This is a genomic window from Bacteroides stercoris ATCC 43183 (assembly GCF_025147325.1).
GTDB lineage: Bacteria > Bacteroidota > Bacteroidia > Bacteroidales > Bacteroidaceae > Bacteroides > Bacteroides stercoris.
In genome coordinates this window covers 1164582-1187871 of the sequence record NZ_CP102262.1, presented here as the reverse complement: position 1 = coordinate 1187871, position 23290 = coordinate 1164582, and the positions used below count along the sequence as shown (strand labels likewise).

The following is a 23290-nucleotide window of genomic DNA, read 5'->3' as shown; positions in this document are numbered from 1 at the left end:
ACAAATTGTAAATAGTAAATCGTAAATATAGTAAATAAAAAAATGTACTATCGTATTTCCTCCATACTCGTAACGTTTATCTGCCTCTTTAGCTGTGTACTGACCAGCTCGGCACAGGACACCAGCAATACCGATGAAACCGAAAAACCGGTTATTCTTTATTCGGGAACACCCAAGAAATATGAAATAGCGGATATTAAGGTAGTTGGAGCCAAGAATTATGAAGACTATGTAATCATCGGTTTATCCGGATTATCAAAAGGCCAGACAATTACCGTGCCCGGCGATGAAATAACGCAAGCCTGCAAACGCTACTGGCGTCACGGATTGTTCTCCGACGTACAAGTTACTGCGGATAAAATCGAGGGTGACCGGATTTGGCTTACAATCCACCTGACGATGCGCCCCCGCGTTTCCGATATTCGCTATCACGGTGTAAAGAAGTCGGAACGTGAAGATTTGGAAGCCCGGGTAGGTCTGATTAAAGGAAACCAGATTACCCCCAACCTGATAGACCGCGCCAAGACGTTGATTAAGCGCTACTTTGACGATAAGGGTTTCAAGAATGCCGACATCATCATCACGCAAAAGGATGATCCCAACAACGAGAACCAAGTCCTGGTAGATATCAATATCGACAAAAAGGAGAAAGTAAAGGTACATCAGATTACAATCACCGGTAATCAGGCCATCACAACCAAGAAGCTGAAACGTGTGATGAAGAAAACGAATGAAAAAGGTAAACTGCTCAACCTTTTCCGTACCAAAAAGTTTGTTGAAGAAAATTTTGAAGCCGACAAGCAACTGATTATAGACAAATACAACGAATTGGGTTATCGTGATGCCATGATTGTAAAAGACAGCATCAAGTCTTATGACGACCGTACGGTGGATATTTTCATGGAAATCGAAGAAGGACAGAAATACTACTTGCGCAATGTAACGTGGGTAGGTAATACCCTCTATCCTTCCGAACAACTGAATTTCCTGCTCCGTATGAAGAAGGGCGACGTCTACAATCAGAAGCTGCTGGAAGAGCGTACCAGTACAGATGAAGACGCTATCGGCAACCTCTACTACAACAACGGTTACCTCTTCTACTCGCTCGACCCCGTGGAAGTAAATATCGTAGGTGACTCCATCGACCTGGAAATGCGTATCTTCGAAGGCCGTCAGGCTACTATCAATAAAGTCAGCATCAACGGTAACGACCGTTTGTATGAAAACGTAGTCCGCCGTGAGCTCCGTACCCGTCCGGGACAGCTTTTCAGCCGTGAAGACCTGATGCGTTCCATGCGTGAAATCCAGCAAATGGGACACTTTGACCCCGAACAAATCCAACCGGATATCCAGCCCAAACCGGAAGACGGTACGGTGGATATAGGTTATGACCTCGTCTCCAAAGCGAACGACCAGGTAGAGTTCTCTGCCGGTTGGGGACAGACTGGTATTATCGGTAAACTGAGTCTGAAGTTCACCAACTTCTCCGTTGCCAACCTGTTGCATCCGGGTGAGAACTACCGCGGTATCCTGCCGCAGGGTGACGGCCAGACACTGACTATCAGCGGCCAGACCAATGCCAAATACTATCAGTCATACAGCGTATCGTTCTACGATCCGTGGTTCGGCGGCAAACGTCCGAATGCGTTCTCCGTATCTGCATTCTACTCCCGCCAGACGGATATCAGCAGCCGTTACTATAACGATGCGTACATGAACAGTTATTACAACAGCTACTATAGCGGCATGTACGGTTATGGTATGTACAACTATGGCAACTATAACAATTATGAAAACTATTACGACCCCGACAAGTCCATCCAGATGTGGGGATTGGCTGTAATGTTCGGTAAGCGTTTGAAATGGCCGGATGACTACTTCCAATTTACGGCAGAATTGTCCTACCAGCGTTATATTCTGAGCGACTGGCAATACTTCCCCGTTACCAACGGTAAGTGTAACAACCTGAGTATAAACCTCACCTTGTCGCGCAGTTCTATCGACAATCCTATCTATCCGCGCCAGGGTTCCGAATTCTCGCTGTCGGCACAACTGACACCGCCCTACTCCCTGTTCGACGGTACAGATTACAGCAAGTACAGTACCAGCAATCAGGATGATATGAACAAGATGCACAAATGGATAGAATACCACAAGTGGAAATTCAAATCCAAAGTATACATCCCGTTGATGGACCCTATCGCCGTAAAACGCACTCCGGTGCTGATGGGACGCGTAGAATTCGGTCTGCTGGGACACTACAACAAATACAAGAAATCTCCGTTTGAAACCTTTGACGTAGGTGGCGACGGTATGACAGGATATTCCAGCTATGCAACCGAAAGTGTCGCCTTGCGTGGATATGAGAACAGCTCTCTTACTCCTTATGGCTACGAAGGTTATGCATACGCACGTCTCGGTTTGGAATTAAGATATCCGCTGATGCTGGAAACAAGTACCAGTATTTATGCGTTAACTTTCGTTGAAGCCGGTAACGCCTGGCACGACGTAAACAAGTTCAACCCGTTTGATTTGAAACGTTCTGCCGGTGTCGGTGTCCGCATCTTCCTGCCTATGATTGGTATGATGGGTATCGACTGGGCCTACGGTTTCGACAAGGTACTCGGTTCCAAGCAATACGGCGGCAGCCAGTTCCACTTCATCCTGGGACAAGAGTTCTAATTTGTTTAACTAAAACCAGAACATTATGAGAAAGAGTTTATTAATCATGTTTCTGCTGTTTGCCGCAGGCATTACAGCCAATGCACAGAAATTCGCCCTGATCGACATGGAATATATCCTAAAGAATATCCCTGCCTATCAAAGTGCGAGCAATGAATTGAACCAAGTGTCCAAACAGTGGCAAAACGAAGTCGAGAAGCTGGGTAAAGAAGCCAAGAGCTTGTACGACAGCTACCAGGCATCCGTCAAAACTCTTTCCGATGCACAAAAGACAAAGAAAGAAGAAGAGATTGTTGCCAAAGAGAAATCCGCAGCCGAACTGCGCCGCAAATACTTCGGTCCGGAAGGCGAACTTTTCAAAAAGCGTGAAGCGCTGATGCAGCCCATCCAAGATGAAATCTATGAAGCTGTAAAGGAAATCTCCACACAGAAAGGTTATGCGGTAGTAGTGGATCGCGCATCCGCATCAAGCATCATCTTTGCCTCTCCGAGTATTGACATAAGTAATGAAGTGCTTGCAAAATTAGGATATTCAAATTAATTTCATACATTTGCAGCCTATACAAAGAATTATCATTCAAAATAAATAGTAAATATTATGCTTAAAAAAATCGCACTGCTCGTAGTTATGTTTGCCCTCCCCCTGGGAGCTATGGCGCAAACTAAATTCGCTCACATGAACTCTCAAGAAGTAATTGTCACCATGCCGGAATACACAAAAGCACAAGCCGACCTGGATGCTATGTCTAAAGAGTACCAAACAGAAATGCAACGTACCCAGGAAGAGTTCAATAAGAAATATCAGGAATTCTTGGCACAAGCCGACTCACTTCCGAAAAACATTGCAGAAAGACGTCAGAAAGAACTGCAGGACATGGCACAACGCCAGGAACAGTTCCAGCAGGAAGCATATCAGTCTATGCAAAAGGCACAGCAGGATGCCATGACTCCTATCTACAAAAAGCTGGACGAAGCTATCCAGGCTGTAGGTAAGGCTGAGGGTGTAGTATATATCTTCGACCTGGCCCGTACTCCGATACCTTATGTAGGTGCACAGAGTGTAGATGTAACTGCCAAAGTTAAAACGCAACTCGGCATTAAATAACACCGGTATCAAACAAACCGCATACCTCTAAACGAGGAATTCATCGAAAAGGTTAAGCCATCAACGGCTTAACCTTTTTTTTATATCCCCTCTGCTCCTCTTAATTTGTACCAAGTTCTTCGGGTACTTCTTCGGAACCGCCATTCTTGCCAACGTCGTTCTCGGTTACGTAGCCGAAATGGCAGGCTGGGATTGGACGTTCATACTGCTGATAATAGCCTGCGCCCTATCCATTGTTTTCACATCATTCACATACAAAGAAGAAAAAGCTGCAAGAAAGTAACAATACAGTACTACAAAATAAGAAAATAAAAATGAAAGAATTGAATTCCACCCCAAGTAAAAGAGATAAGAAAACATTTCTTATTCATCAATTTCTATTTATAATTCTGTTAGCGACCAGTTACCCTACATCTGTTTTTTCACAAACTTATCGTAAAATAGCAGGTTGGTCGGATGAGGTCAACAATAGAATTGAAAGTTTTTTGAATACAACACTTACAATGAATAACCGTAAAGTAGCCGTATTCGATGGTGACGGAACAGTTATCGGACAGGTTCCCTATTATCTTGCAGATGAAGCCTTGTATCGTTATGCCGATAAAAACTACAAGGATAGAAACGATCCGCAAGCAAAAAGCAAAATTGCTATACTGAACCGTATGGTAAAAGACGGTAATAACGTAGGCAAAGCCTATGTAGAAGACCGCGTTCATTTTTTGGCAGGTATGACTCCTGCTGAAATCATGGATATGGGTTATGAATGCTACCTTGATTCATACCAAGGAAAATTCTATCCCGAAATGAAACAACTGATTGCTAATCTGAAAGAATACGGTTTTGAAGTATGGATACTTACTGCATCTCCGGAATTCCTCTATCAGAAATTCCTTGCTGAAGAGTTAGGGTTGCCCGATACACAAATTCTCGGAGTCAAATCCGTTGTAGCTAACGGAAGATTGACAGATGAGATAATTATGCCTATTCCACAAGATGACGGCAAAGCGAATGTAATTCCCACATTTATTAAGGCACGGCCGCTTATAGTCGGCGGGAATAGCCGTGGAGACATGGACATGCTGAACCAATCGTGCGGATTGAAAATTGTTGTAAATCCGGATGACACGACCATACGAGGGAAAGAAGATGGCCCGATGAACGGATACACAGTCAAGCAATATTGGGAAAAAGAGGGAGCGGTCATCGTGAAATGTAACGACGTTCCAAATCCTGAAATAAAATTTCATACAGAAAGTTGGAAAATCAGAACAAACAAATCAAATCCTCAATAAGAGGGACATTATTCACATTAAATCTATTACGACATGAAACAGAAAATCATCAGTGCGCTCTTTTTGAGCGGTACCATGCTGGTATCAAATTTCGCATTTGCAGAGTCAGTTCCGGAAACTGCAACGACAACAACAGTGACTGAATCAGTAGCCGCAGCTACCGAAGAGTCTGAACCTACAAAATGGGAAAAAGTTTTGGAAAAACTGCCTAAGCTCTCCGGCTATCTTCAAACCGGCTGGAACTACAACTCAGTAGGTGACGGTTCATCATCATTCCAAGCAAAACGTCTCCGTTTGATTATGGATGGAAATGTAGTTAAAAACGTGTCTTTCCGTTTACAAATTGAGGCTTTTAACGGCATTGCGGGTTCTACCAATGGAAATGGACAGAAGAACTTACAAGTAATGGATGCTTTTGTCACTGCTAAAATTTCAAAAGCATTCCAAGTACGTGTCGGCCAGTACTATCTGCCACTCGGTTATGAGAATTACGATCTCTCCCCTTCAACATTGGAAACTGTCGACTTCTCAAACATCTGCTATCGCATGGTTTGCCGCAATGCTATAGGTTATGACTTTGTAGATTATGGACGTGACCTTGGTATAATGGCATTCGGCGACTTGTTTACAGACGAAGCAAGAGGATTCAGCCGTTTAAGTTATAACCTGTCATTATCCAACGGACATCTGCCTATGAAAGACGATAACAATAAGTCTAAAGACATTGTAGCTGCTCTGACTTTCCGTCCTACAAAATTCTTCAATATAAAAGCTTCCTACAATTGGGGAGAATACAAAGGAACAGTCAATGATGAATCATTTAATTACCAACCTATGAATCGTGTCATCGTAGGTGCTTGGTACAACGACCCCAAAGGGCTCGACCTGCGTGCGGAATACGGGCACATAGGAAGTAGCAAAGACGGACGCGACATAATCAAAGAAGATGGTTTCTACGCTTTGGCAGGTTGGCATGCAGGTAAGTTCCTGCCGGTAGTACGTTATGATTTCTATCGTGATAAGGTAAACGACAGCAGCCTGAACAATTATGACCGTATTCTTTTGGGGCTCACTTACAATCCTTGCAATCATGTGAAGATACAAGCTAACTATTGTCACTCTTTCTATACCGACAAAGCAAAAGAAATAAGCAACAACGGTAAGCGAGGCTCTGATCAAATTCAACTAATGGGCGTTTTCTATTTTTAAACATATAAAAATCATACTATCATGAAAAAGTTATTTGTTTTATTGGCACTCGTTATGGGTGCAATGTCTGTAAATGCACAGCATTTAGGCAGTGAATACCGTTTGAAGAAAGTGATTCCTGTAGCCGGACGCCAAGGAATTGCCGTAGACAAGGACTACTATTACGTATCGGATACTAAAGTCCTTTACAAGTACGATAAAGAAGGTAATATGTTGATGAAGAATGACCAGCCGTTTCAGCACCCGGAAATAGCCAATCACTTCGGTGATATTGACGTCTATAATGGTGAAATCTACTGCGGTGTAGAAAAATTCGAATATGGCCGCGGCTACAATATTGCAGTATCGGTATACGATGCTGAAACATTGAAATGGAAAAGAGACCTACCTTGGTGTCCTGAATCAGGTCAGGTAGAAGTTTCCGGTCTGGCAGTAGACCGTGACAAGAACATGGTATGGATGTCCGACTGGGTAGACAGCCGCTATGTATATTGCTACAGCCTTGAAACCGGCAAGTACTACACCAAAATGCAATGTCGTCCCACTCCTTATTGGTGTCAGGGCATCTTCATTGCCGACGGTAAAATGCTTTTCACATCAGATGACGGTGAATCACTTTATCAGATACCCGATAATATTTATATCGCTGACATCACCGAAGTACCCTATACTGGACTGAAAGAAGGAGTAGAACCTGTACGAGACACTCCTTTCAGCGTAAAACTGGACAAAAGCGGAAAAGTAGTGACACGCAAGGGTAGTATTGCAGCCGGTGCTAAAGCCGGAAAGGTTGAACTGTTCCGGGAAATGAGCGACTTCCGTCGTGCCGGTGAAATAGAAGGTCTCTCCATTGACCCTGTGAACGACGACCTCGTTGTATTGAACAACCGCGGCACTCAAATTATTTTGGGTATGTCTCAAGGTCCATTCACCGAAGAAGGCTATAAGGGAGAAATTCACGAACTCTACATCTACGAAAAGATTAAATAAATATCCTAAGGGCACGAATTATACTGAATGACTTACAAAATCAATTCTTCTGTTCGTAAAATCCCGTATAATCCGTGCCCTATCCTCACAATTTACACTATCTTTGCTGCACACTATACTCTTAGCGTCAGAAAGATTGTATGAAACAAAAACTACCTTCCACTCCCGGCCCTATCGGTGTATTCGATTCTGGATACGGCGGGCTTACTATTTTAAGTAAAATACGGGAAGCCTTACCGGAATACGACTATATCTATTTGGGCGATAATGCCCGTGCCCCTTACGGAACGCGTTCTTTTGAAGTCGTCTACGAGTTTACATTGCAGGCAGTTACCAAACTGTTCGAGATGGGTTGCCACCTTGTAATCCTTGCCTGCAATACAGCATCCGCCAAAGCTCTGCGCAGCATACAGATAAACGACCTGCCGCACCTTGACCCGGCACGCCGTGTATTAGGCGTTATCCGCCCTACCGTGGAATGCATCGGCAATATAACCCGCAGCCGCCACGTCGGAGTCCTTGCTACAGGCGGAACCATCAAGTCCGAATCCTATCCGTTGGAGATACATAAACTGTTCCCCGACATCAAAGTCAGCGGAGAAGCCTGTCCGCTATGGGTGTCACTTGTAGAGAACAATGAAGCACAAGGCGACGGAACGGATTACTTCGTCCGCAAATACATAAATGAACTCCTTGCCAAAGACCGGGAAATAGACACCGCCATCTTGGGTTGTACGCACTATCCGATACTGCTACCCAAAATCCGGAAATATATGCCGGAGAGTATCACGATAGTATCACAAGGCAAATTAGTGGCCGACAGTTTGAAAGACTATCTCCACCGCCATCCCGAAATAGACGCCCAATGTACCCAGAACGGCAAATGCAGTTACTATACCACCGAAGCGGAAGACAAATTCACCGAATCCGCCTCTATCTTCCTGAATGAAGCGGTAACGGTGCAGCGCATCGAGCTATAGGCATAAATTGTCCGGTATTAAACATTAAATCGAAAAAACTTGTTATATTTGTAGGACAAGAACTCTAAATTCATACCGCTATGAAAGAAGAAGATAAAAGCAAGCTCGTCGAAGTATTCAACGGATCGCTTTGGGAAGCCGAACTTGTAAAAAGTTTGCTGGAAAACAATGGCATCGAATCAACCTTGAAAGACGGGATGATAGTAAACATTGTCCTGCCCGAGACAGCAGTCGATGTAGCAGTACTCGTCAATGAAGCGAATTATGAAGCAGCCATGGAAGTGGTTCGCTCATACGAAAAGAAAGAAGACGGAGATTAAATCTTCCCGCATCGGGAAACACACAAATATGGAACAACAACTAACGAGAATTGCTGTCAAAATAGGCAGTAATGTATTGACACGCCGTGACGGCACATTGGACGTAACCCGCATGTCCGCCCTTGTAGACCAAGTGGCGGAGCTGCATAAAGCAGGCGTGGAAATCATTCTCGTTTCTTCCGGAGCCGTTGCTTCGGGACGAAGCGAGATACACCCCGCCAAAAAGCTGGATAGCGTAGACCAGCGCCAACTGTTCTCTGCCGTGGGGCAAGCCAAACTCATCAACCGTTATTACGAACTATTCCGTGAACACGGCATCCCTGTGGGGCAGGTGCTCACCATGAAAGAGAACTTCGCTACCCGCCGCCACTATCTCAACCAGAAAAACTGCATGACCGTAATGCTGGAAAACGGAGTAATTCCCATTGTCAACGAGAACGATACCATTTCCGTCAGCGAACTGATGTTCACCGATAATGACGAGCTCTCCGGACTGATAGCTTCCATGATGGATGCGCAAGTCCTGATTATCCTCAGCAATATCGACGGCATCTACAACGGCTCGCCTGCCGACCCTGCATCGGAAGTCATCCGTAAGATAGAGCACGGCAAAGACCTATCCTCTTACATACAGACTTCCAAATCCAGTTTCGGACGCGGAGGCATGCTCACCAAAACCAATATTGCCCGTAAAGTGGCCGATGAGGGAATTACCGTTATCATCGCCAATGGCAAGCGCGACAATATCCTTGTAGACCTGCTGCATCAGGAACTCCCCTCCCTATTCCCCGATGTTCAATCCTCTGCTCTCGATTCTCAACTAACTTACACCCGCTTCATTCCCGCTCCCCAGCCTGTATCCAGCGTAAAGAAGTGGATAGCCCACAGTGAAGGGTTTGCCAAAGGCGAACTGCACATCGACGATTGCGCTACAAAAGTACTTGCATCCGACAAGGCAGTCAGCATCCTTCCCATAGGCATTACCGATGTGCGGGGTGAGTTCGAGAAGGACGACATTGTGCGCATCATAGACTTTGAAGGAAATCCGATAGGCGTAGGCAAAGCCAATTGCAGTTCGGAGCAGGCTCGCGAGGCTATGGGAAAGCACGGCAAGAAACCTGTAGTGCACTATGACTATCTTTATATAGAATAAGTCCGGTTAATACCGATTATAATCACTACATTTGCAGAAGTATCAATTAATAAATCACTGAAAATGGATTTAAACAAGACCTTTTCCGCCGTACAGTATGCCAGTCGCAAGCTTTTGGCGCTGAACGACGAAAAGATTAACCAGATATTACTGGCCGTTGCAGATGCAGCCGAGAACCGGAAAGACTTTATCCTTGCCGAGAACCGGAAAGACCTGGACCGCATGGACATCTCTAATCCGAAGTACGACCGCTTGAAGCTGACGGCAGACCGCCTGAAGGGAATTGCAGACGATATCCGCAAGGTAGCCAAGCTACCCTCACCGGTAGGGCGCGTACAAAAGCAGGCAGTAATGCCCAACGGACTGAAGATAAAACGTGTAAGCGTTCCTTTCGGAGTAATCGGCATCATCTACGAAGCACGCCCCAACGTCAGTTTCGATGTATTCTCGCTCTGCCTAAAGAGCGGCAATGCCTGCATACTAAAAGGCGGAAGTGATGCAGACGCTTCCAACCGCGCCATTATCAGCGTGATACACGACGTACTGAAACAGTTTGAAGTAGACCTGCACGTTGTGGAGCTGCTTCCTTCCGACCGTGAAGCCACCGCAGCATTACTGCATGCCAACGGTTATGTCGATTTGATTATCCCGCGCGGCAGCAGCAACCTCATTAACTTTGTCCGTCAGAATGCCACCATCCCGGTGATAGAAACCGGTGCAGGCATATGCCACACCTTCTTCGACCGTTACGGAGATGTAAAGAAAGGAGCCGCCATCGTCAACAACGCCAAGACGCGCCGCGTCAGCGTATGCAATGCTTTGGACTGCCTGCTCGTAGACGGCGACCGCATGAAAGACCTGCCCGCCCTCTGTGCACCGCTGCAGGAAAGCAATGTGATTATCTACGCAGATACACTTGCATACGCCTCTTTGCAAGGCCACTATCCGGCGGAACTGCTGAAAGAAGCCACGGAAGAGGATTTCGGTACGGAATTTCTGGACTACAAACTGGCTGTAAAAGTCGTTGAAGGCATGGACAGTGCCATAGCACACATACAGCAGTATGGTTCCAAACACAGCGAATGTATCGTAACCGAAGACAAAGGACATGCCGACTGGTTCTGCCGCGAAGTAGATGCCGCCTGCGTCTACGTCAACGCCCCGACTTCCTTTACAGACGGCGCACAGTTCGGACTGGGTGCGGAAATCGGCATCAGCACACAGAAGCTGCATGCCCGCGGTCCTATGGCTTTAGAGGAAATCACCACGTACAAGTGGATTATTGAAGGAGAAGGACAGATAAGAAAGTAAATTAACGCTTAATCGCTAATCACTAATCGCTAAAAAAAATATGAAGAACTTTACTTGTGTGCAGGATATCGGCAATCTGAAAACTGCACTGGACGAAGCATTCGAAATCAAAAAAGACCGTTTCAAATATGTAGAGCTGGGACGTAATAAGACACTGATGATGATATTCTTCAACTCAAGTCTGCGTACCCGCCTCAGCACTCAAAAAGCCGCTCTGAACCTGGGCATGAATGTCATTGTATTGGACATCAACCAGGGAGCATGGAAGCTGGAAACCGAACGCGGCGTCATCATGGATGGCGACAAGCCTGAACATCTGCTGGAAGCTATCCCCGTAATGGGTTGCTACTGCGACGTAATCGGTGTGCGTTCCTTCGCCCGCTTCGAAGACCGCGAATACGATTACAACGAAGTAATACTGAACCAGTTTATCAAATACTCCGGCCGGCCGGTATTCTCTATGGAAGCCGCCACGCGCCATCCGCTGCAAAGTTTTGCAGACCTCATTACTATTGAGGAATATAAGAAAACGGCACGTCCCAAAGTCGTCATGACATGGGCTCCGCATCCCCGTCCGTTGCCGCAGGCTGTTCCCAACTCCTTCGCGGAATGGATGAACGCCACGGATTATGACTTTGTCATTACCCACCCTGAAGGTTATGAGCTCGACCCGAAATTCGTGGGCAATGCCCGTGTGGAATACGACCAGATGAAAGCCTTTGAAGGTGCGGACTTCGTATATGCCAAGAACTGGGCTGCCTATACCGGCGACAACTACGGACAAATACTGAGCAAAGACCGTGACTGGACCGTGAGCGACCGCCAAATGGCCGTAACCAACAATGCCTATTTCATGCACTGTCTGCCGGTACGACGCAACATGATTGTAACGGACGACGTGATTGAAAGCCCGCAATCCATCGTAATACCGGAAGCTGCCAACCGAGAGATTTCTGCGACAGTCGTGTTGAAACGCCTGATAGAAGGGTTATAAATACCATTTTATCGTAATCTCCGTATCTCTCATAGATAATACGCTTATATACGATACAAAACCTTAGTATGCCTTATGTTTTTTTTCGTCCCGCAATTGCGGGACGAATAGTTTCCAGCTGCGGGCTGTCGGGCCCGCAATTGGCAACCGGGCAGCCCGCAACTGCAAAACGAAGTTTTACTATAAGCATAACGACATTTTACATGTGCCCGAAGAATAAAACACAGCATACCGGCCAAGGATTTGCCAGCACTGTTCTTTATATTTGCCAGCACTCACACAAGCTCCTTTCTGCAAAACGGCAGCTCGGTCAGTGCTATGTGTCGGTAAGGGGGACAGAATCAGAATTAAAAGAAACTATTTCTCCGTTTCCTTTCCGGCCTCTTTCCACCCGATAAAGCCCTTGTCGAGCTCATAAACCTTATACCCTTTCCGGCTCAAAATAGCGGCGGCTTTCTTACTACGCTTTCCGCTGCGGCAATAAAGAGCTATCGGTTTATCTTTTTGAAGTGTAGAATCCGCAATGGCAGCAAACTGTTCGTCCAGCACATTGATATTGATACTGCCCGGAATATGCTCTTCCGAATATTCGGCAACCGTACGTACATCCAATCGCTGAATGTCGGAATCTGCTATCAATGTGGCAAACTCGTCCGCCGAGACGGATTCGAAATCCTCTCCTTTCTGCTGACATGAGAAGAGAGTGGAGAAGAACAGGCAAATGCCCGCAAAGAATACTTTCATAAGTCTACTTATTTTAGTCTGAATTAAAAATGCAATCAAAGTTATAACTTTTTCGTTTATTATGCCGCCCATACCGGGAAATATCTGCACCTACACCTCTGTACAACAAAAAAGAGGATGCTTTTCACTGCATCCCCTTTCTTGTTTTTACCTCATTACAGAGGCTCACTAACCATTATTATAAACAAATGCACACAATCAGAATTGGAACATCAGACGGGCCTGGAGCACGTGGAAGTTCTTGTCATATTGGAACTTGTCACGGTCAAGACGATTGTAAGTGTAGCTCAACATTACTTGGGCAAACTTGTTGAAAGAGTAGTTTACACCCAAAGTAGCGGAGTGCATGTTACCGCCACCGACACTTAATGATGTAGCCGGATAGTCTGCCAATATACCGTTGGGATAGTATTGGTCGCGTCCGGGAATATATTTCTCGCCTTCAACGAGGTCATTCAGACCGGTATAACTATAACGGGCAACCACTTCAAGCGCTCTTCCGTTCAAGCCTTTCAACAAAGCATCGGAATTGCTGTATTGATACGGATCACCGAAGATTTTGTAACCGGCTTCGATATAAGCTCCGTGGAAAGAGTTCTCACCAAGCGGATTACCTTTCTGCCATGCTTCGAGTGAACCCCAAGAGTCGATAGAACCCAGATTAGCTTCGAACAATGCCTGGTCGTCACGTTCTTTGGTAACATGTTTGTACATATATTCACCACGGGTAAAGAAGTTATCTGTCTTGTATAAGAATTCAGCACCTACATCAAATACATTCTTCGCCCACGGCAGTTTGGCAGACAGGAAGTCCTGAGTAGCATCTACGTAAGTTTCCAATGAAGAACCGAGATCCAGTTCTGTTTTCAATACGTTGTTCTCCACCACACCCGTAGCGATATTGGCATAACGGAAAGCTGCTCCTACGTGGAATGTTCTGTCTTCGTTATTAATGGGACGCCATACCCAACGGCCGCCGAATGACATGCCCTGATATCCCGACGGCTGGTCGTTGTACTTGTTCTCGGCAAATACACCCTGATTGGCGAAGAAGTGGTTGTTGTAGAAAATATAACTCAAACCCAGCTCACGTGACGGTGAGAAAGCGTTGGCTGCCGCCGAGCGGGAAATGAAGTGCAGGCTTCCGCGGCTGGTATTGTTTGCCATGGATGCCGGATTGTTGTAATAACCGGCTTTAAAGCGATGAGTACCTTTTACACCTTCCAGCGAGTATTGCAGGAAGATATTCTTCTGTGAGAACTTGCCTTTGGAAAAGTCGAAATCGGCATAGAAGTACCAGTCTTCATAGCTCATAGAGGTACGGATGCGCGCATCGGTAATAGCAGCTCCCGATTTCACCGGAGTGAAATCCGAATGATAGTATGCACCGTCCATCATAAAACGTGCGCCAATCGTAAAGTTCAGATTCTCCTTGGAGTTGCTTACATTAACAACCGGCTTATTATCAAAGTCCTGGGCTTGGGCAACCGATCCTGACAGTGACAATGCAGCCAATACCGGCATTAAAATATACTTTTTCATATAATATAATCTGTATTAGTGTTAATAAATTAATTAGTAACCAAGTCTCTTAAGTGTTTCAACAGCATCCGGCACTGTCTGAGGAGCCGGAGCCTTACGCAGACCGTTGTCAATTAAGTATTTCAAGCTCATTTCAGAACGGTTGGTAAACAGACCGTCGCCATAGATGCCATGCAGGAGCTCATCATATTGTACTGTATTTCCCCAGTTGTACTGACCGAAATATTTTCCCATTTGCGCATAAGAATCGAATGAGTACGGATGGTTGAGCATACCGGATTTCTTGATAAGATAGGCCTGCCACGGAGCATTCATTTCCGGATAGTCGTTGGGAGCGCCTGCGATGCAAGGACCGATGATATGAGCCTTGTATTCCAAACCGAGATTAATGAAAGAAGCATAACCCTGAGGAGTATCGTGTTTCAGGTCGGTAGCGCCGTTACCTTCCCACAACAGGAAGCACATAGGAATTTTGCCTTTGAATTCTTCTGCCGTACGGCGAAGGCTTTCGAGAGAGAATGTCTGGAGAATGACCTTACCGTTGGTATTACCGACATTTACTTTATTATTCTTATAGAACGGTTCGCCGTCGCAAGGTTTGGTAATGATGTTCCAACCAAGTTCGTCAAGTTTATTGTAAACGCGCTTTTCAAAGTCCGAAGGGTTCAGCCAAGACTCTTTGAATTCAATATAGACACCCGGACGGTTGCCTGTATCCTGCGGATCATCCACATATTCAAATTTATATGTCAGACAGTCGCGGGGTTTATCCGGATTCCAAGTACCGGTAACAGTGTATATGCGTTCACCGTTAACATCACGCTTCAGCATTTTTCCTTCGGCGTAACGGATTTGGTCTTCAAGAGCCGAGATATACTGGTGTTGTTCGGAAAACGACTCACGAGCCTGCTCAATGCTTGTTTCATTAAACCAACTGCCGGCATCGAGTGCAAGCAACTCCTCATACATGTAAGACATTGCATAGTAAGGACGGAAACTTGCTTTATCGGCTTCTACAAGTTTTTCGGCTTCCGCCTCACTCATTCCATGACGCATATAGAACGCCTTACGGGTTGCCGGAACCAGTTCGCTATATACATTTTCAATATTAGTGGTACGCTTCAGGTTGTCATCGTGATTGGCAAGGATAACACCGTCTTTCGTACACTGAAGGTCGGATTCGAGGTAGTCCGCACCCATTTCGCGTGCCCAGCGCCAGGCCGATTCCGTTTCTTCCGGAGCCCAGAAAGTAGAACCGCGGTGAGCCATTACAGCATAAGGGGGTACATAGTCGCGCACTTTTGCCATTTCGGCAGAGATTGTGTTTACTTCAACACGTGTTGCATCGTTATTCACATCTGTAAAATCTTGATCTTCACAGGAAGTGAAAGCTACTAAGGCCATACCTAACAAGGTTGCACTTAATTTGATTGGATTCTTCGACATAGTTCAATTTTTAAGGTAAATACTGGTTTAATGTCATTCTATATTATCTTAAAAAGATTATTTTTTATTTCTTTCTGCAAGCAATGCCTTTTCGTCCTTATAGGTAAAGGACATCAGAATAATTGACAGGGCGCAAGCTATAAGCAGCAGTATGAACGTCCAATCCCAGCCTGCCATTTCGGCTACGTAACCGAGAACGACGTTGGCAAGAATGGCGGTTCCGAAGAAGTACCCGAAGAACCCGGTAAGTCCGGCAGCCGTACCTGCGGCATTCTTGGGAGCAAGATCGAGCGCCTGAACACCGATCAGCATTACCGGTCCGTAGATAAAGAAACCGATAGCAATCAGAGACAAGGTTACGACTATATAGTTATCGGAGAACTGCCAATAAAGGAAGATGAACAAGGCAACGATAGCCATAAAGATGATAGTAGTCATTGCGCGTCCGCCTTTAAATACTTTGTCACTCAACCAGCCGCAAACCAATGTTCCGGGGATTGCAGCAAATTCATAGGCAAAGTATGCCCAGCCGGCTTGCTTGATATCATATCCCTGAGCTTCTTTCAGGAAAGTAGGAGCCCAGTCGAGACATCCGTAACGTACCATGTAGACAAAAGCATTGGCAATAGCAATGTACCAAAGCATCTTGTTGTTGAATACGTGCTTGAAGAAAATCTCCTTTGCAGTAAGCACTTCTTCCTGCTTCTCGCTATAGTTTTTAGGATAGTCGTTACGGTATTTCTCAATAGTGGGAAGCCCGCAAGACTGAGGGGTATCGCGAATCAGGCAATATGCCACCAACGCTACAAGAATAGCCACCGCTGCCGGGAATACATACGTACCGATGAGGAAGTAACGGGATGCGTCGGCACCATAGAACCAGGAACCGAACCACAACGCACCGTAAACTGCCATCGGGCCGACCAATGCACCGCCCACATTATGGGCACAATTCCAGATGGACATCATCGTTCCGCGTTCGGTCACCGAAAACCAGTGGGTCATGACACGTCCGCAAGGAGGCCATCCCATACCGTTGAACCAACCTACCAGGAAATTTAAAACAGCCATTACGATAATGGCCAGTGATTTCTGTTCCGGGCCGAAGAACTGCACCGGCACAATCATAAACATCATGGACACGGCAGCCAAAACCAATCCTAACGGAAGAAATACACGTGCGTTACTGCGGTCGGACACGCTTCCCATCAGAAACTTGGACAAAGCATAAGCTACGGCATTCATAGAGAGAACGATACTCAGCTCGCCCTTTTCAAAACCAAACTGGGCAAGTTCCGGAATGGCCATCGAGAAGTTCTTACGCACGATATAAAAACCTGCGTAACCGATAAATATACCCAGGAAGACTTGCCAACGGTAACTCTTATACGCCGAATCAATCTTCTCTGCCGGTAATTCCTGCTTATGAGCAGGTGGTGCTAAAAAATTCCACATAGTACTACGATTTTAAGAATAATATTATTTATCACTGTTTAATTTACGGGTTGCTTCCAGGTCGAGCGCTTCTGCCAGTATCGAAATGGGATGCTTCACCTTTGCCGAAGTGGACATTTCAATCTGCCATTTGCAAGTTTCGCAATCGGTAGCGACAAAGTCGGCAGCCACTTCTTCTATCTGCCGGAACAGCGAAGCGCCAATTCCCTGCGATGTTTCGTAATTCTCCTTTTTAAAGCCGTATGTACCCGCAATTCCGCAACATTGGGAATTGAGCACGGTAAGGTTTATATTGGGAATACTGCGCAACAAAGCGATGGAATAGTACGCCCAACCAAGCTTTTCCATGTGGCAAGGAGTATGATAGGCAATCTTCATCTTCACGTCATCACGGAATTTCAGTTTTACGTTTCCCTCTTCGAGCAGACGGAATATGAACCGGGTAGCCAGTTCTATGCTGTCGCGTACGTCCGCATTGTCAATGCCAAGCAGATGCGGGTATTCGTCGCGCATCGTGAAAATACAAGTCGATGAAGCTCCGATGACCGGACGCTTATCCTCAAAGACCGACTTACGGACTGAACGGAGATTTGCCTCAGCCTGCTTACGTGCCTGATTGATCAAGCCGTTGGAAATCAAAGCCACTCCGCAGCACTTCTCCTTTTCAAGCAAATGCACTCCATAGCCTATTGCATTAAGCACGCTTACCATATCTTTGCCCAACTGAGGGAAATTATAGTTGATATAACAGCCGTGGAAAAAACTTACATGCTTCTTGTAATTATCCTGCGAAGCCATCGCATTCTTTTTGAACCAGCTCTCGAATGTCTGGGAAGAATACTTCGGGAACACACGATGATGGTCTATCTTCAGGACTCCGTCCATTACCATTTTCACCGGCTTCAGAGACAATGTGGTATTCACAATGGGAGCAAAGGCAGATGCCATGGTTCCTACGAAATCCGTATTTGCCAGCATAATATCGCGCAATGCCGGTTTCTTCTTGCTGTATTTGATACGCGCCAACTGGATAATGTCGCCAATCTTCACATTCGACGGGCAAGCCACTTCACAGCGTTTACAGTTCAGACAATATTTCAACGCCTCATCAAAGTATTCGCCTCTCTTCAAGCGAAGACGCTCCTCATCCGGACCGGCCTGCTTCGGACCGGGATACTCGGGATTCACCGGAATAACCGGACAATATACCGTACAGACCGTACACTTGATACATTGCTCAAAATTGTTTTCGCTTATATTATTCTGCTGCATATTCATGACGTCATCCTTTTATTAAGTTATCCGCTACAAACAATGCCGTAAGCATGGAAACACCGGCACCGCAACCTTCATGTATCGTATTAGAGCCGCTCAGTACCGAACCTGCTGCAAACAGGTTCTGCTGCACTTCACCCTTAATCTTTATCCGCAACTTGGCGTCGGTGGCCACACCGAACGTCATATAATTCTGCTTGTTGAAGAACGATTTGTCATACCAACTGTCGCGGCCCGCCGTAAAATCCACATCACTGCCAAAAACCGGTTCGATAACACTGTCCGGCCGCGCCACCAGTCCATTGCTGAAATAGCTGCCGGAAGCAAGCACGAAGTTTTCCGCCACAAACGAGATATCTCCATGATTGACGGAATACACCGCCTGCACTCTATTGCCTTTGAAGTCGGCTTTCACTACCGTATCGCCCAGCATATAGACTCCGCCCAGCGCTTCAAAAGAACGGCGTAGCTGTTGCTGTGCACGGATGCCCGGCACAGAGGGCGGCATTGTCGGAATCAGCCATACCGGAATGTCCAACGCTTCTTTCAGCTTTCTTACCGGTGCGGCAGACGACAGTCCGAATACAGCCGGCAAAGCAACGCTGTCGAAGCCGGATACCTTTCCGGCCAACTCCCTGATTAAAGTCTCAAGCGTTTTGTCATTCTCCAGAACCCTGGCAATATTGGTGGAACGCATTTCCGTCGGACTAATCCGCAATCTTTCCAGTTCGGGAAGATTGATAGAAGATATACGGCATTCAGCACCGCACTTCTCAAAACTGTCGGCTACAAACTTCGTATTGAAGTCAAGAAATCCGGCTATATTGACCACCAGCACTTTCTTGCCTGCTATATCATGGGGCGATGAAAGTTGCGTGAAGTCGGAGAACGTCAGCCACGTCGGCTTCAACGTGCCCATCGGAGTTATACGCAAATGATTACGTTCCGCATCACCGTTCACTTCAATACCGCAATCAAGGAACAACTGTTTCGCCTCACGGACATAATATGCAAACTTACCGTCCAGCTTGGCGTAGGGGTGATTTGCGCCAACCCTGCCGGCAGCCGCAAGCGGATTATCCACCTTTGTCCCGTCGGCCAGTTCGTTGAGCAAATCGAATGAACCGGAAGAAAAATGCAATGCACTTTGTCCGGTGGAAATGATAGCACACTTCACGCCATTCTTCTGCAAACGGATGCCACACGTCAGACCGGCAAGCCCCCCACCTACTATTAAAGTATCAAATTTCATCTTTATTCATTTTATTCCATTCCACAAACTCCACCATATATCCACTGGGTATATTCGCTTTCGCGCAGCGCCTCGCCCCATGCCACAGGATACAATCCTTTCCAGCGTTCGTTCAGGAACGAAGCCAAATCCTCTTTCGCCTTTTGGGAGCAATTATGCGCCTCGCCCAGCAATCCTGCCGCACGACAGGCACAGAGTTCCCCCTGACACGTACCCATGCCGACACGTGTGCGGCGGCGCAAGTCTATCAGGTTGTGCACATCAAGTTCGTTCACGGCATAGTTCACTTCACCTACGGTCACATCCTCACATTCGCAAACCAGGCTGTTATCGTACTTGCTTTCCGATGCAATCCTGGCAGCCATTTCACCGTGACGGCCTACCGAAGAACGTTTTGGTTGTTCCGCCACCACCTGCTTGCCCCCCGAACGATCCTCTTCCATGCGCGAACCGGGAAGGGGGTCGTTCATTGTAATGCAAGGCTTGTCGATGCCAAGCTTCTTGCAAGCCAGGTCTGTGGCCCATTCCGCCATCAGCCGGTATGTCATCAGTTTTCCGCCGGTGATAGTTACGAAACCCGGAACACCGTCGCGCACTTCGTGATCCAACAACACGATGCCGCGGCTGATGTTACGGCCGGAAGGGTCATTATCGGCAGCCACCAGCGGGCGAACGCCGGCGTATGCACGCAAAATACGGGTTGTAGCCAGAGCAGGAGCCAATTTCTCGCCCTCCGACAACAGCAAATCCACCTCTTCCGGTGTAACCCGCACATCATCCACCTCATCAAAACCCACGCGGCTGGAAGTCGTTCCAATCAAGCAGATTGTATCTCCAGGAACAAGAATATCTGCATTAGCCGGTTTACGACAACGGTTAAGCACTACATTATTGATTCGATGCCCAAAAATCAATAACGAGCCTTTTGCCGGGAACATGTCCACCCTTATGCCTGCTTTTGCAGCAATGCCATGTCCCCAAATGCCACCCGCGTTTATAGTCAGAGGTGCGTAATAATTATGTTCGGTTTTTGTTTTATGATTAAGTACCGTGACTCCTACAACTCTTCCCTGCTCTTGAATCAATGCGGTCACTTCGTGATACACCAGCACTTTCGCACCGTGAGCCTTGGCGTCGATGACATTTGCCAGCGTCAGTCTGAAAGGGTCTATCGAACCGTCGGGCACTTTCACTGCACCTATTATCGCAGGATTCACCGAAGGTTCTATCAACCTCGCCTCTGCAGGGTCGATTACCTGTGCATCGATACCCGCTGCCCGGCACGATTCTACAAATAAGTTTTGATATGAAAGGTCGTCTTCCGGAAGAGAGATAAACAGACCTCCGTTTTCCTCTACGCAATGGCGTGCTATCTTCCGGAGAATCATATTCTCTTTAATACATTCGGCTGCCGATTCTCTATCGGTCACTGCATAACGGGCGCCGCTGTGAAGCAAACCGTGGTTTCGTCCGGTGGCGCCGGCAGCAAAATCAAAGCGTTCAACAAGCAAAACGCGCATTCCGCGCAAAGCGCAATCTCTTGCCGTACCTGCTCCGGTTGCGCCTCCGCCAACAATGATGACGTCAAATTCGTTAATCTCGCTATTAAGTATCATGTCTCTTATAATATTAGTTAACGCAGTTTGATTTTCAAGATTAGTATAACAGCACCGCTGCTTTCTTATCAAAACAAACAAGGTTTCATTTCGCAACAAATATAAAAGCTATTTTTATAACTACGAAACTTTTTCGCTGTTTTTTCACTGAATAACAGAAAAAAAATCTTCAGGCAAGAAGTTTAATACCTGTAAGCACAGATTATACTTACGTTTCAAAAGGGAATATTATCGGACAAACATTTTATCATTTCTTAGCATTCTGAGTTTCTTTATACTGTTTTTTTCAGCTATATTAGCGCATTGAATACTATTTAAGGCCTATTATGACAAAAGAAGAGAGACAATCTATCATACTGGAGTTGTTGATACAGCATAATTCTATTTTGGTAACAGATTTAGCCACACACCTCAATGTTTCGTCAGTTACGATACGTAAGGATTTAACAGACCTCGAAAGAGAAAAGAAACTATACCGAAACCACGGAAAGGCTATTTTGATAGACCCTTACATCGACAACCGGAACGTCAGTGAGAAAGAAAAGCTGTATGTCGAAGAAAAGAGACTGATTGGAATGAAAGCCGCCAGCCTCATCACTCCCAAAGATTCCATATTGATAGCATCGGGAACAACCATGCACGCACTTGCCCGCAGCATCGTTCCGGCAGATGAACTGACCGTTATTACCGCTTCCATGGAAGTATCGAATATCCTGGCAAGCGAAAAGAACATCTATATTATTCAACTCGGCGGCATATTGCGGCACAGCAGTCTGTCCGTGGTAGGGAAATATGCAGAAAACATATTGGCAGACTTTTCGTGCAGCAAGCTGTTTATCGGCGTAGACGGCATCGACCTCGACTTCGGCATCACCACTACCAATATGATGGAAGCGAGCCTCAACCGCGTAATGATGCAGACTGCCCAGAAAACGATAGTGCTTGCGGATTCCTCCAAGTTCGGACGGAGAGGTTTCAGCAAGATTGCCGATATGGAAGATGTAGACCACATTATTACCGACTCACGCATCCCGCCTTCCACCGCTTTACGCCTGGAAGAAATGGGCATTGAAGTGACAATTGCCGACAGCGTTCATCACAACAGCATCTGAATATAGACAAGAAAGTGTATCAAAGCACCGGCATATAAATCCCGCCCCACTTTGATACACTTTCTTATCTATATATATAATGTATAAAATCAGCCTTCCTCTACACGAAGCCCCGCTTCGTCCAAAACATAAGTCTTAAAACAGCCGGAATAAGTATAAATCCTAAACCGGACATCCACCCCCCGCACGCCTTCGGTCATATATTGCTTTAAAGGGACGGACAGATAAGCACGCTTGCCATAATCCTGCACACTGCTGCTTACCTCGTGATACAAGGTCAACCGCACCTTGACACGTCCGCTGTTTTCATCCACAACAGCCTCATCCTCCACAAAATGGAAAAGATGCTTGCCCTGCTGTTTTACCTTTACTATAATATTCAGATAATCATACCCCCGCCAGATACTCTGTATCTCCGAAGGTTCTGTTTTCACGCCCTCCTCAAACTCCGCGGCAGCCAGTGGCACGGGAGAAACCGTTTGCAGCAAAGCATACAGCTTTGCGCCCGCAACATCGCCGTCCCCAATTGCCAATGTCTCGTAATTGGCAACGATGCGAATGGCCGTGTCCGCACTTACACGCAGCCCCGATGCGCCTTCAACAATCCGAAGCCGCTCACCTTCATCGGTCAGCACCGATTCCAGCCGCCCGTCCATTCCGGAAAATGCAGTCAGGAAATCCTGCTTCACGGAAGGATAGCGGTAATCATCGTCTCCGCACGATGCCAGCAGACACGACAGCAGGACGACAAGCAGACTACAGCAATGTTTTTTCATACTTACCACGCAAACTGTTACAATTCCACTCCGGCG

At 46.4% G+C, this 23290-nt stretch carries 20 protein-coding genes and 1 pseudogene; 13 read left to right on the top strand and 8 right to left on the bottom strand.

The window, feature by feature from the left end; genetic code table 11:
- The first annotated feature begins 42 nt into the window (after window positions 1–42).
- The 12 genes and pseudogenes from bamA to NQ565_RS04810 all read left to right on the top strand — a co-directional run bounded on the left by bamA (window position 43) and on the right by NQ565_RS04810 (window position 12036).
- Window positions 43–2682, top strand: coding sequence for an outer membrane protein assembly factor BamA (gene bamA / locus NQ565_RS04865; protein ID WP_005652859.1), 2640 nt, complete (start codon window positions 43–45; stop codon window positions 2680–2682).
- Between the two features lie 25 nt (window positions 2683–2707).
- Window positions 2708–3223: an OmpH/Skp family outer membrane protein gene (locus NQ565_RS04860; RefSeq protein ID WP_005652861.1), complete on the top strand. Its 516-nt coding sequence runs from the start codon at window positions 2708–2710 to the stop codon at window positions 3221–3223.
- Window positions 3224–3280: 57 nt separating this feature from the next.
- The gene (locus tag NQ565_RS04855) at window positions 3281–3787 is read left to right on the top strand and encodes an OmpH/Skp family outer membrane protein (RefSeq protein WP_005652863.1); all 507 of its coding nucleotides are present in this window, start codon (window positions 3281–3283) and stop codon (window positions 3785–3787) included.
- A 109-nt stretch (window positions 3788–3896) separates the two neighbouring features.
- Window positions 3897–4070, top strand: a pseudogene (gene glpT, locus NQ565_RS04850) (glycerol-3-phosphate transporter); the annotation flags it as partial.
- Between the two features lie 31 nt (window positions 4071–4101).
- The gene (locus tag NQ565_RS04845) at window positions 4102–5079 is read left to right on the top strand and encodes an HAD family hydrolase (RefSeq protein ID WP_016661167.1); all 978 of its coding nucleotides are present in this window, start codon (window positions 4102–4104) and stop codon (window positions 5077–5079) included.
- Between the two features lie 33 nt (window positions 5080–5112).
- Window positions 5113–6288, top strand: coding sequence for a porin (locus tag NQ565_RS04840; RefSeq protein ID WP_005656382.1), 1176 nt, complete (start codon window positions 5113–5115; stop codon window positions 6286–6288).
- Window positions 6289–6309: 21 nt separating this feature from the next.
- Window positions 6310–7278: a YncE family protein gene (locus NQ565_RS04835; RefSeq protein WP_005656379.1), complete on the top strand. Its 969-nt coding sequence runs from the start codon at window positions 6310–6312 to the stop codon at window positions 7276–7278.
- 140 nt (window positions 7279–7418) lie between these two features.
- Window positions 7419–8258, top strand: coding sequence for a glutamate racemase (gene murI / locus NQ565_RS04830; protein WP_005656378.1), 840 nt, complete (start codon window positions 7419–7421; stop codon window positions 8256–8258).
- An 80-nt stretch (window positions 8259–8338) separates the two neighbouring features.
- On the top strand, window positions 8339–8578 hold the full coding sequence (locus NQ565_RS04825) for a DUF2007-related protein (RefSeq protein ID WP_005656376.1): 240 nt from the start codon (window positions 8339–8341) through the stop codon (window positions 8576–8578).
- 28 nt (window positions 8579–8606) lie between these two features.
- Window positions 8607–9731, top strand: coding sequence for a glutamate 5-kinase (gene proB, locus NQ565_RS04820; RefSeq protein ID WP_005656374.1), 1125 nt, complete (start codon window positions 8607–8609; stop codon window positions 9729–9731).
- A 63-nt stretch (window positions 9732–9794) separates the two neighbouring features.
- Window positions 9795–11042 (top strand): glutamate-5-semialdehyde dehydrogenase, encoded by a 1248-nt coding sequence (locus tag NQ565_RS04815; protein WP_005656372.1) that lies wholly within the window; start codon window positions 9795–9797, stop codon window positions 11040–11042.
- 40 nt (window positions 11043–11082) lie between these two features.
- Entirely contained in the window at window positions 11083–12036 is a 954-nt protein-coding gene (locus NQ565_RS04810) for an N-acetylornithine carbamoyltransferase (RefSeq protein WP_005656370.1), read from the top strand.
- A gap of 357 nt (window positions 12037–12393) precedes the next feature.
- Here the strand turns inward: NQ565_RS04810 and NQ565_RS04805 are convergent, their stop codons facing one another.
- The 7 genes from NQ565_RS04805 to glpA form a co-directional block, all read right to left on the bottom strand.
- Complete coding sequence (locus tag NQ565_RS04805; protein ID WP_016661162.1) at window positions 12394–12780, bottom strand: rhodanese-like domain-containing protein; 387 nt, start codon at window positions 12778–12780, stop codon at window positions 12394–12396.
- Window positions 12781–12978: 198 nt separating this feature from the next.
- A complete protein-coding gene (locus tag NQ565_RS04800; RefSeq protein WP_005656365.1) occupies window positions 12979–14322 on the bottom strand; it encodes a porin in 1344 nt (447 codons plus the stop codon).
- Window positions 14323–14355: 33 nt separating this feature from the next.
- Window positions 14356–15768: a glycerophosphodiester phosphodiesterase family protein gene (locus NQ565_RS04795; protein WP_005656364.1), complete on the bottom strand. Its 1413-nt coding sequence runs from the start codon at window positions 15766–15768 to the stop codon at window positions 14356–14358.
- 57 nt (window positions 15769–15825) lie between these two features.
- On the bottom strand, window positions 15826–17223 hold the full coding sequence (gene pgtP / locus NQ565_RS04790) for a phosphoglycerate transporter protein PgtP (RefSeq protein WP_005656362.1): 1398 nt from the start codon (window positions 17221–17223) through the stop codon (window positions 15826–15828).
- Between the two features lie 24 nt (window positions 17224–17247).
- A complete protein-coding gene (gene glpC / locus NQ565_RS04785) occupies window positions 17248–18501 on the bottom strand; it encodes an anaerobic glycerol-3-phosphate dehydrogenase subunit GlpC (RefSeq protein ID WP_005656359.1) in 1254 nt (417 codons plus the stop codon).
- Window positions 18502–18505: 4 nt separating this feature from the next.
- Window positions 18506–19750, bottom strand: coding sequence for a glycerol-3-phosphate dehydrogenase subunit GlpB (glpB, locus tag NQ565_RS04780; RefSeq protein ID WP_005656357.1), 1245 nt, complete (start codon window positions 19748–19750; stop codon window positions 18506–18508).
- A gap of 11 nt (window positions 19751–19761) precedes the next feature.
- Window positions 19762–21366 carry an anaerobic glycerol-3-phosphate dehydrogenase subunit A gene (gene glpA / locus NQ565_RS04775; protein WP_005656355.1) on the bottom strand — a complete coding sequence of 535 codons (1605 nt, stop codon included), beginning with the start codon at window positions 21364–21366 and terminating at the stop codon, window positions 19762–19764.
- A gap of 326 nt (window positions 21367–21692) precedes the next feature.
- Between glpA and NQ565_RS04770 the strand changes: the two genes are divergently transcribed.
- Entirely contained in the window at window positions 21693–22478 is a 786-nt protein-coding gene (locus NQ565_RS04770) for a DeoR/GlpR family DNA-binding transcription regulator (protein WP_005656353.1), read from the top strand.
- Between the two features lie 89 nt (window positions 22479–22567).
- Here the strand turns inward: NQ565_RS04770 and NQ565_RS04765 are convergent, their stop codons facing one another.
- A complete protein-coding gene (locus NQ565_RS04765; RefSeq protein WP_040315990.1) occupies window positions 22568–23254 on the bottom strand; it encodes a NigD1/NigD2 family lipoprotein in 687 nt (228 codons plus the stop codon).
- Window positions 23255–23290 lie beyond the last annotated feature (36 nt).

Bases quoted from the DNA above. Each gene is read 5' to 3' on its own strand.
- NQ565_RS04805 (WP_016661162.1), bottom strand. From the start codon at position 12,780: ATGAAAGTATTCTTTGCGGGCATTTGCCTGTTCTTCTCCACTCTCTTC.
- NQ565_RS04860 (WP_005652861.1), top strand. From the start codon at position 2,708: ATGAGAAAGAGTTTATTAATCATGTTTCTGCTGTTTGCCGCAGGCATT.
- glpB (WP_005656357.1), bottom strand. From the start codon at position 19,750: ATGAAATTTGATACTTTAATAGTAGGTGGGGGGCTTGCCGGTCTGACG.
- NQ565_RS04800 (WP_005656365.1), bottom strand. From the start codon at position 14,322: ATGAAAAAGTATATTTTAATGCCGGTATTGGCTGCATTGTCACTGTCA.
- NQ565_RS04825 (WP_005656376.1), top strand. From the start codon at position 8,339: ATGAAAGAAGAAGATAAAAGCAAGCTCGTCGAAGTATTCAACGGATCG.
- proB (WP_005656374.1), top strand. From the start codon at position 8,607: ATGGAACAACAACTAACGAGAATTGCTGTCAAAATAGGCAGTAATGTA.
- bamA (WP_005652859.1), top strand. From the start codon at position 43: ATGTACTATCGTATTTCCTCCATACTCGTAACGTTTATCTGCCTCTTT.
- NQ565_RS04815 (WP_005656372.1), top strand. From the start codon at position 9,795: ATGGATTTAAACAAGACCTTTTCCGCCGTACAGTATGCCAGTCGCAAG.
- NQ565_RS04810 (WP_005656370.1), top strand. From the start codon at position 11,083: ATGAAGAACTTTACTTGTGTGCAGGATATCGGCAATCTGAAAACTGCA.
- NQ565_RS04840 (WP_005656382.1), top strand. From the start codon at position 5,113: ATGAAACAGAAAATCATCAGTGCGCTCTTTTTGAGCGGTACCATGCTG.
- NQ565_RS04770 (WP_005656353.1), top strand. From the start codon at position 21,693: ATGACAAAAGAAGAGAGACAATCTATCATACTGGAGTTGTTGATACAG.
- glpC (WP_005656359.1), bottom strand. From the start codon at position 18,501: ATGAATATGCAGCAGAATAATATAAGCGAAAACAATTTTGAGCAATGT.
- NQ565_RS04765 (WP_040315990.1), bottom strand. From the start codon at position 23,254: ATGAAAAAACATTGCTGTAGTCTGCTTGTCGTCCTGCTGTCGTGTCTG.
- NQ565_RS04835 (WP_005656379.1), top strand. From the start codon at position 6,310: ATGAAAAAGTTATTTGTTTTATTGGCACTCGTTATGGGTGCAATGTCT.
- NQ565_RS04795 (WP_005656364.1), bottom strand. From the start codon at position 15,768: ATGTCGAAGAATCCAATCAAATTAAGTGCAACCTTGTTAGGTATGGCC.
- murI (WP_005656378.1), top strand. From the start codon at position 7,419: ATGAAACAAAAACTACCTTCCACTCCCGGCCCTATCGGTGTATTCGAT.
- glpA (WP_005656355.1), bottom strand. From the start codon at position 21,366: ATGATACTTAATAGCGAGATTAACGAATTTGACGTCATCATTGTTGGC.
- pgtP (WP_005656362.1), bottom strand. From the start codon at position 17,223: ATGTGGAATTTTTTAGCACCACCTGCTCATAAGCAGGAATTACCGGCA.
- NQ565_RS04845 (WP_016661167.1), top strand. From the start codon at position 4,102: ATGAAAGAATTGAATTCCACCCCAAGTAAAAGAGATAAGAAAACATTT.
- NQ565_RS04855 (WP_005652863.1), top strand. From the start codon at position 3,281: ATGCTTAAAAAAATCGCACTGCTCGTAGTTATGTTTGCCCTCCCCCTG.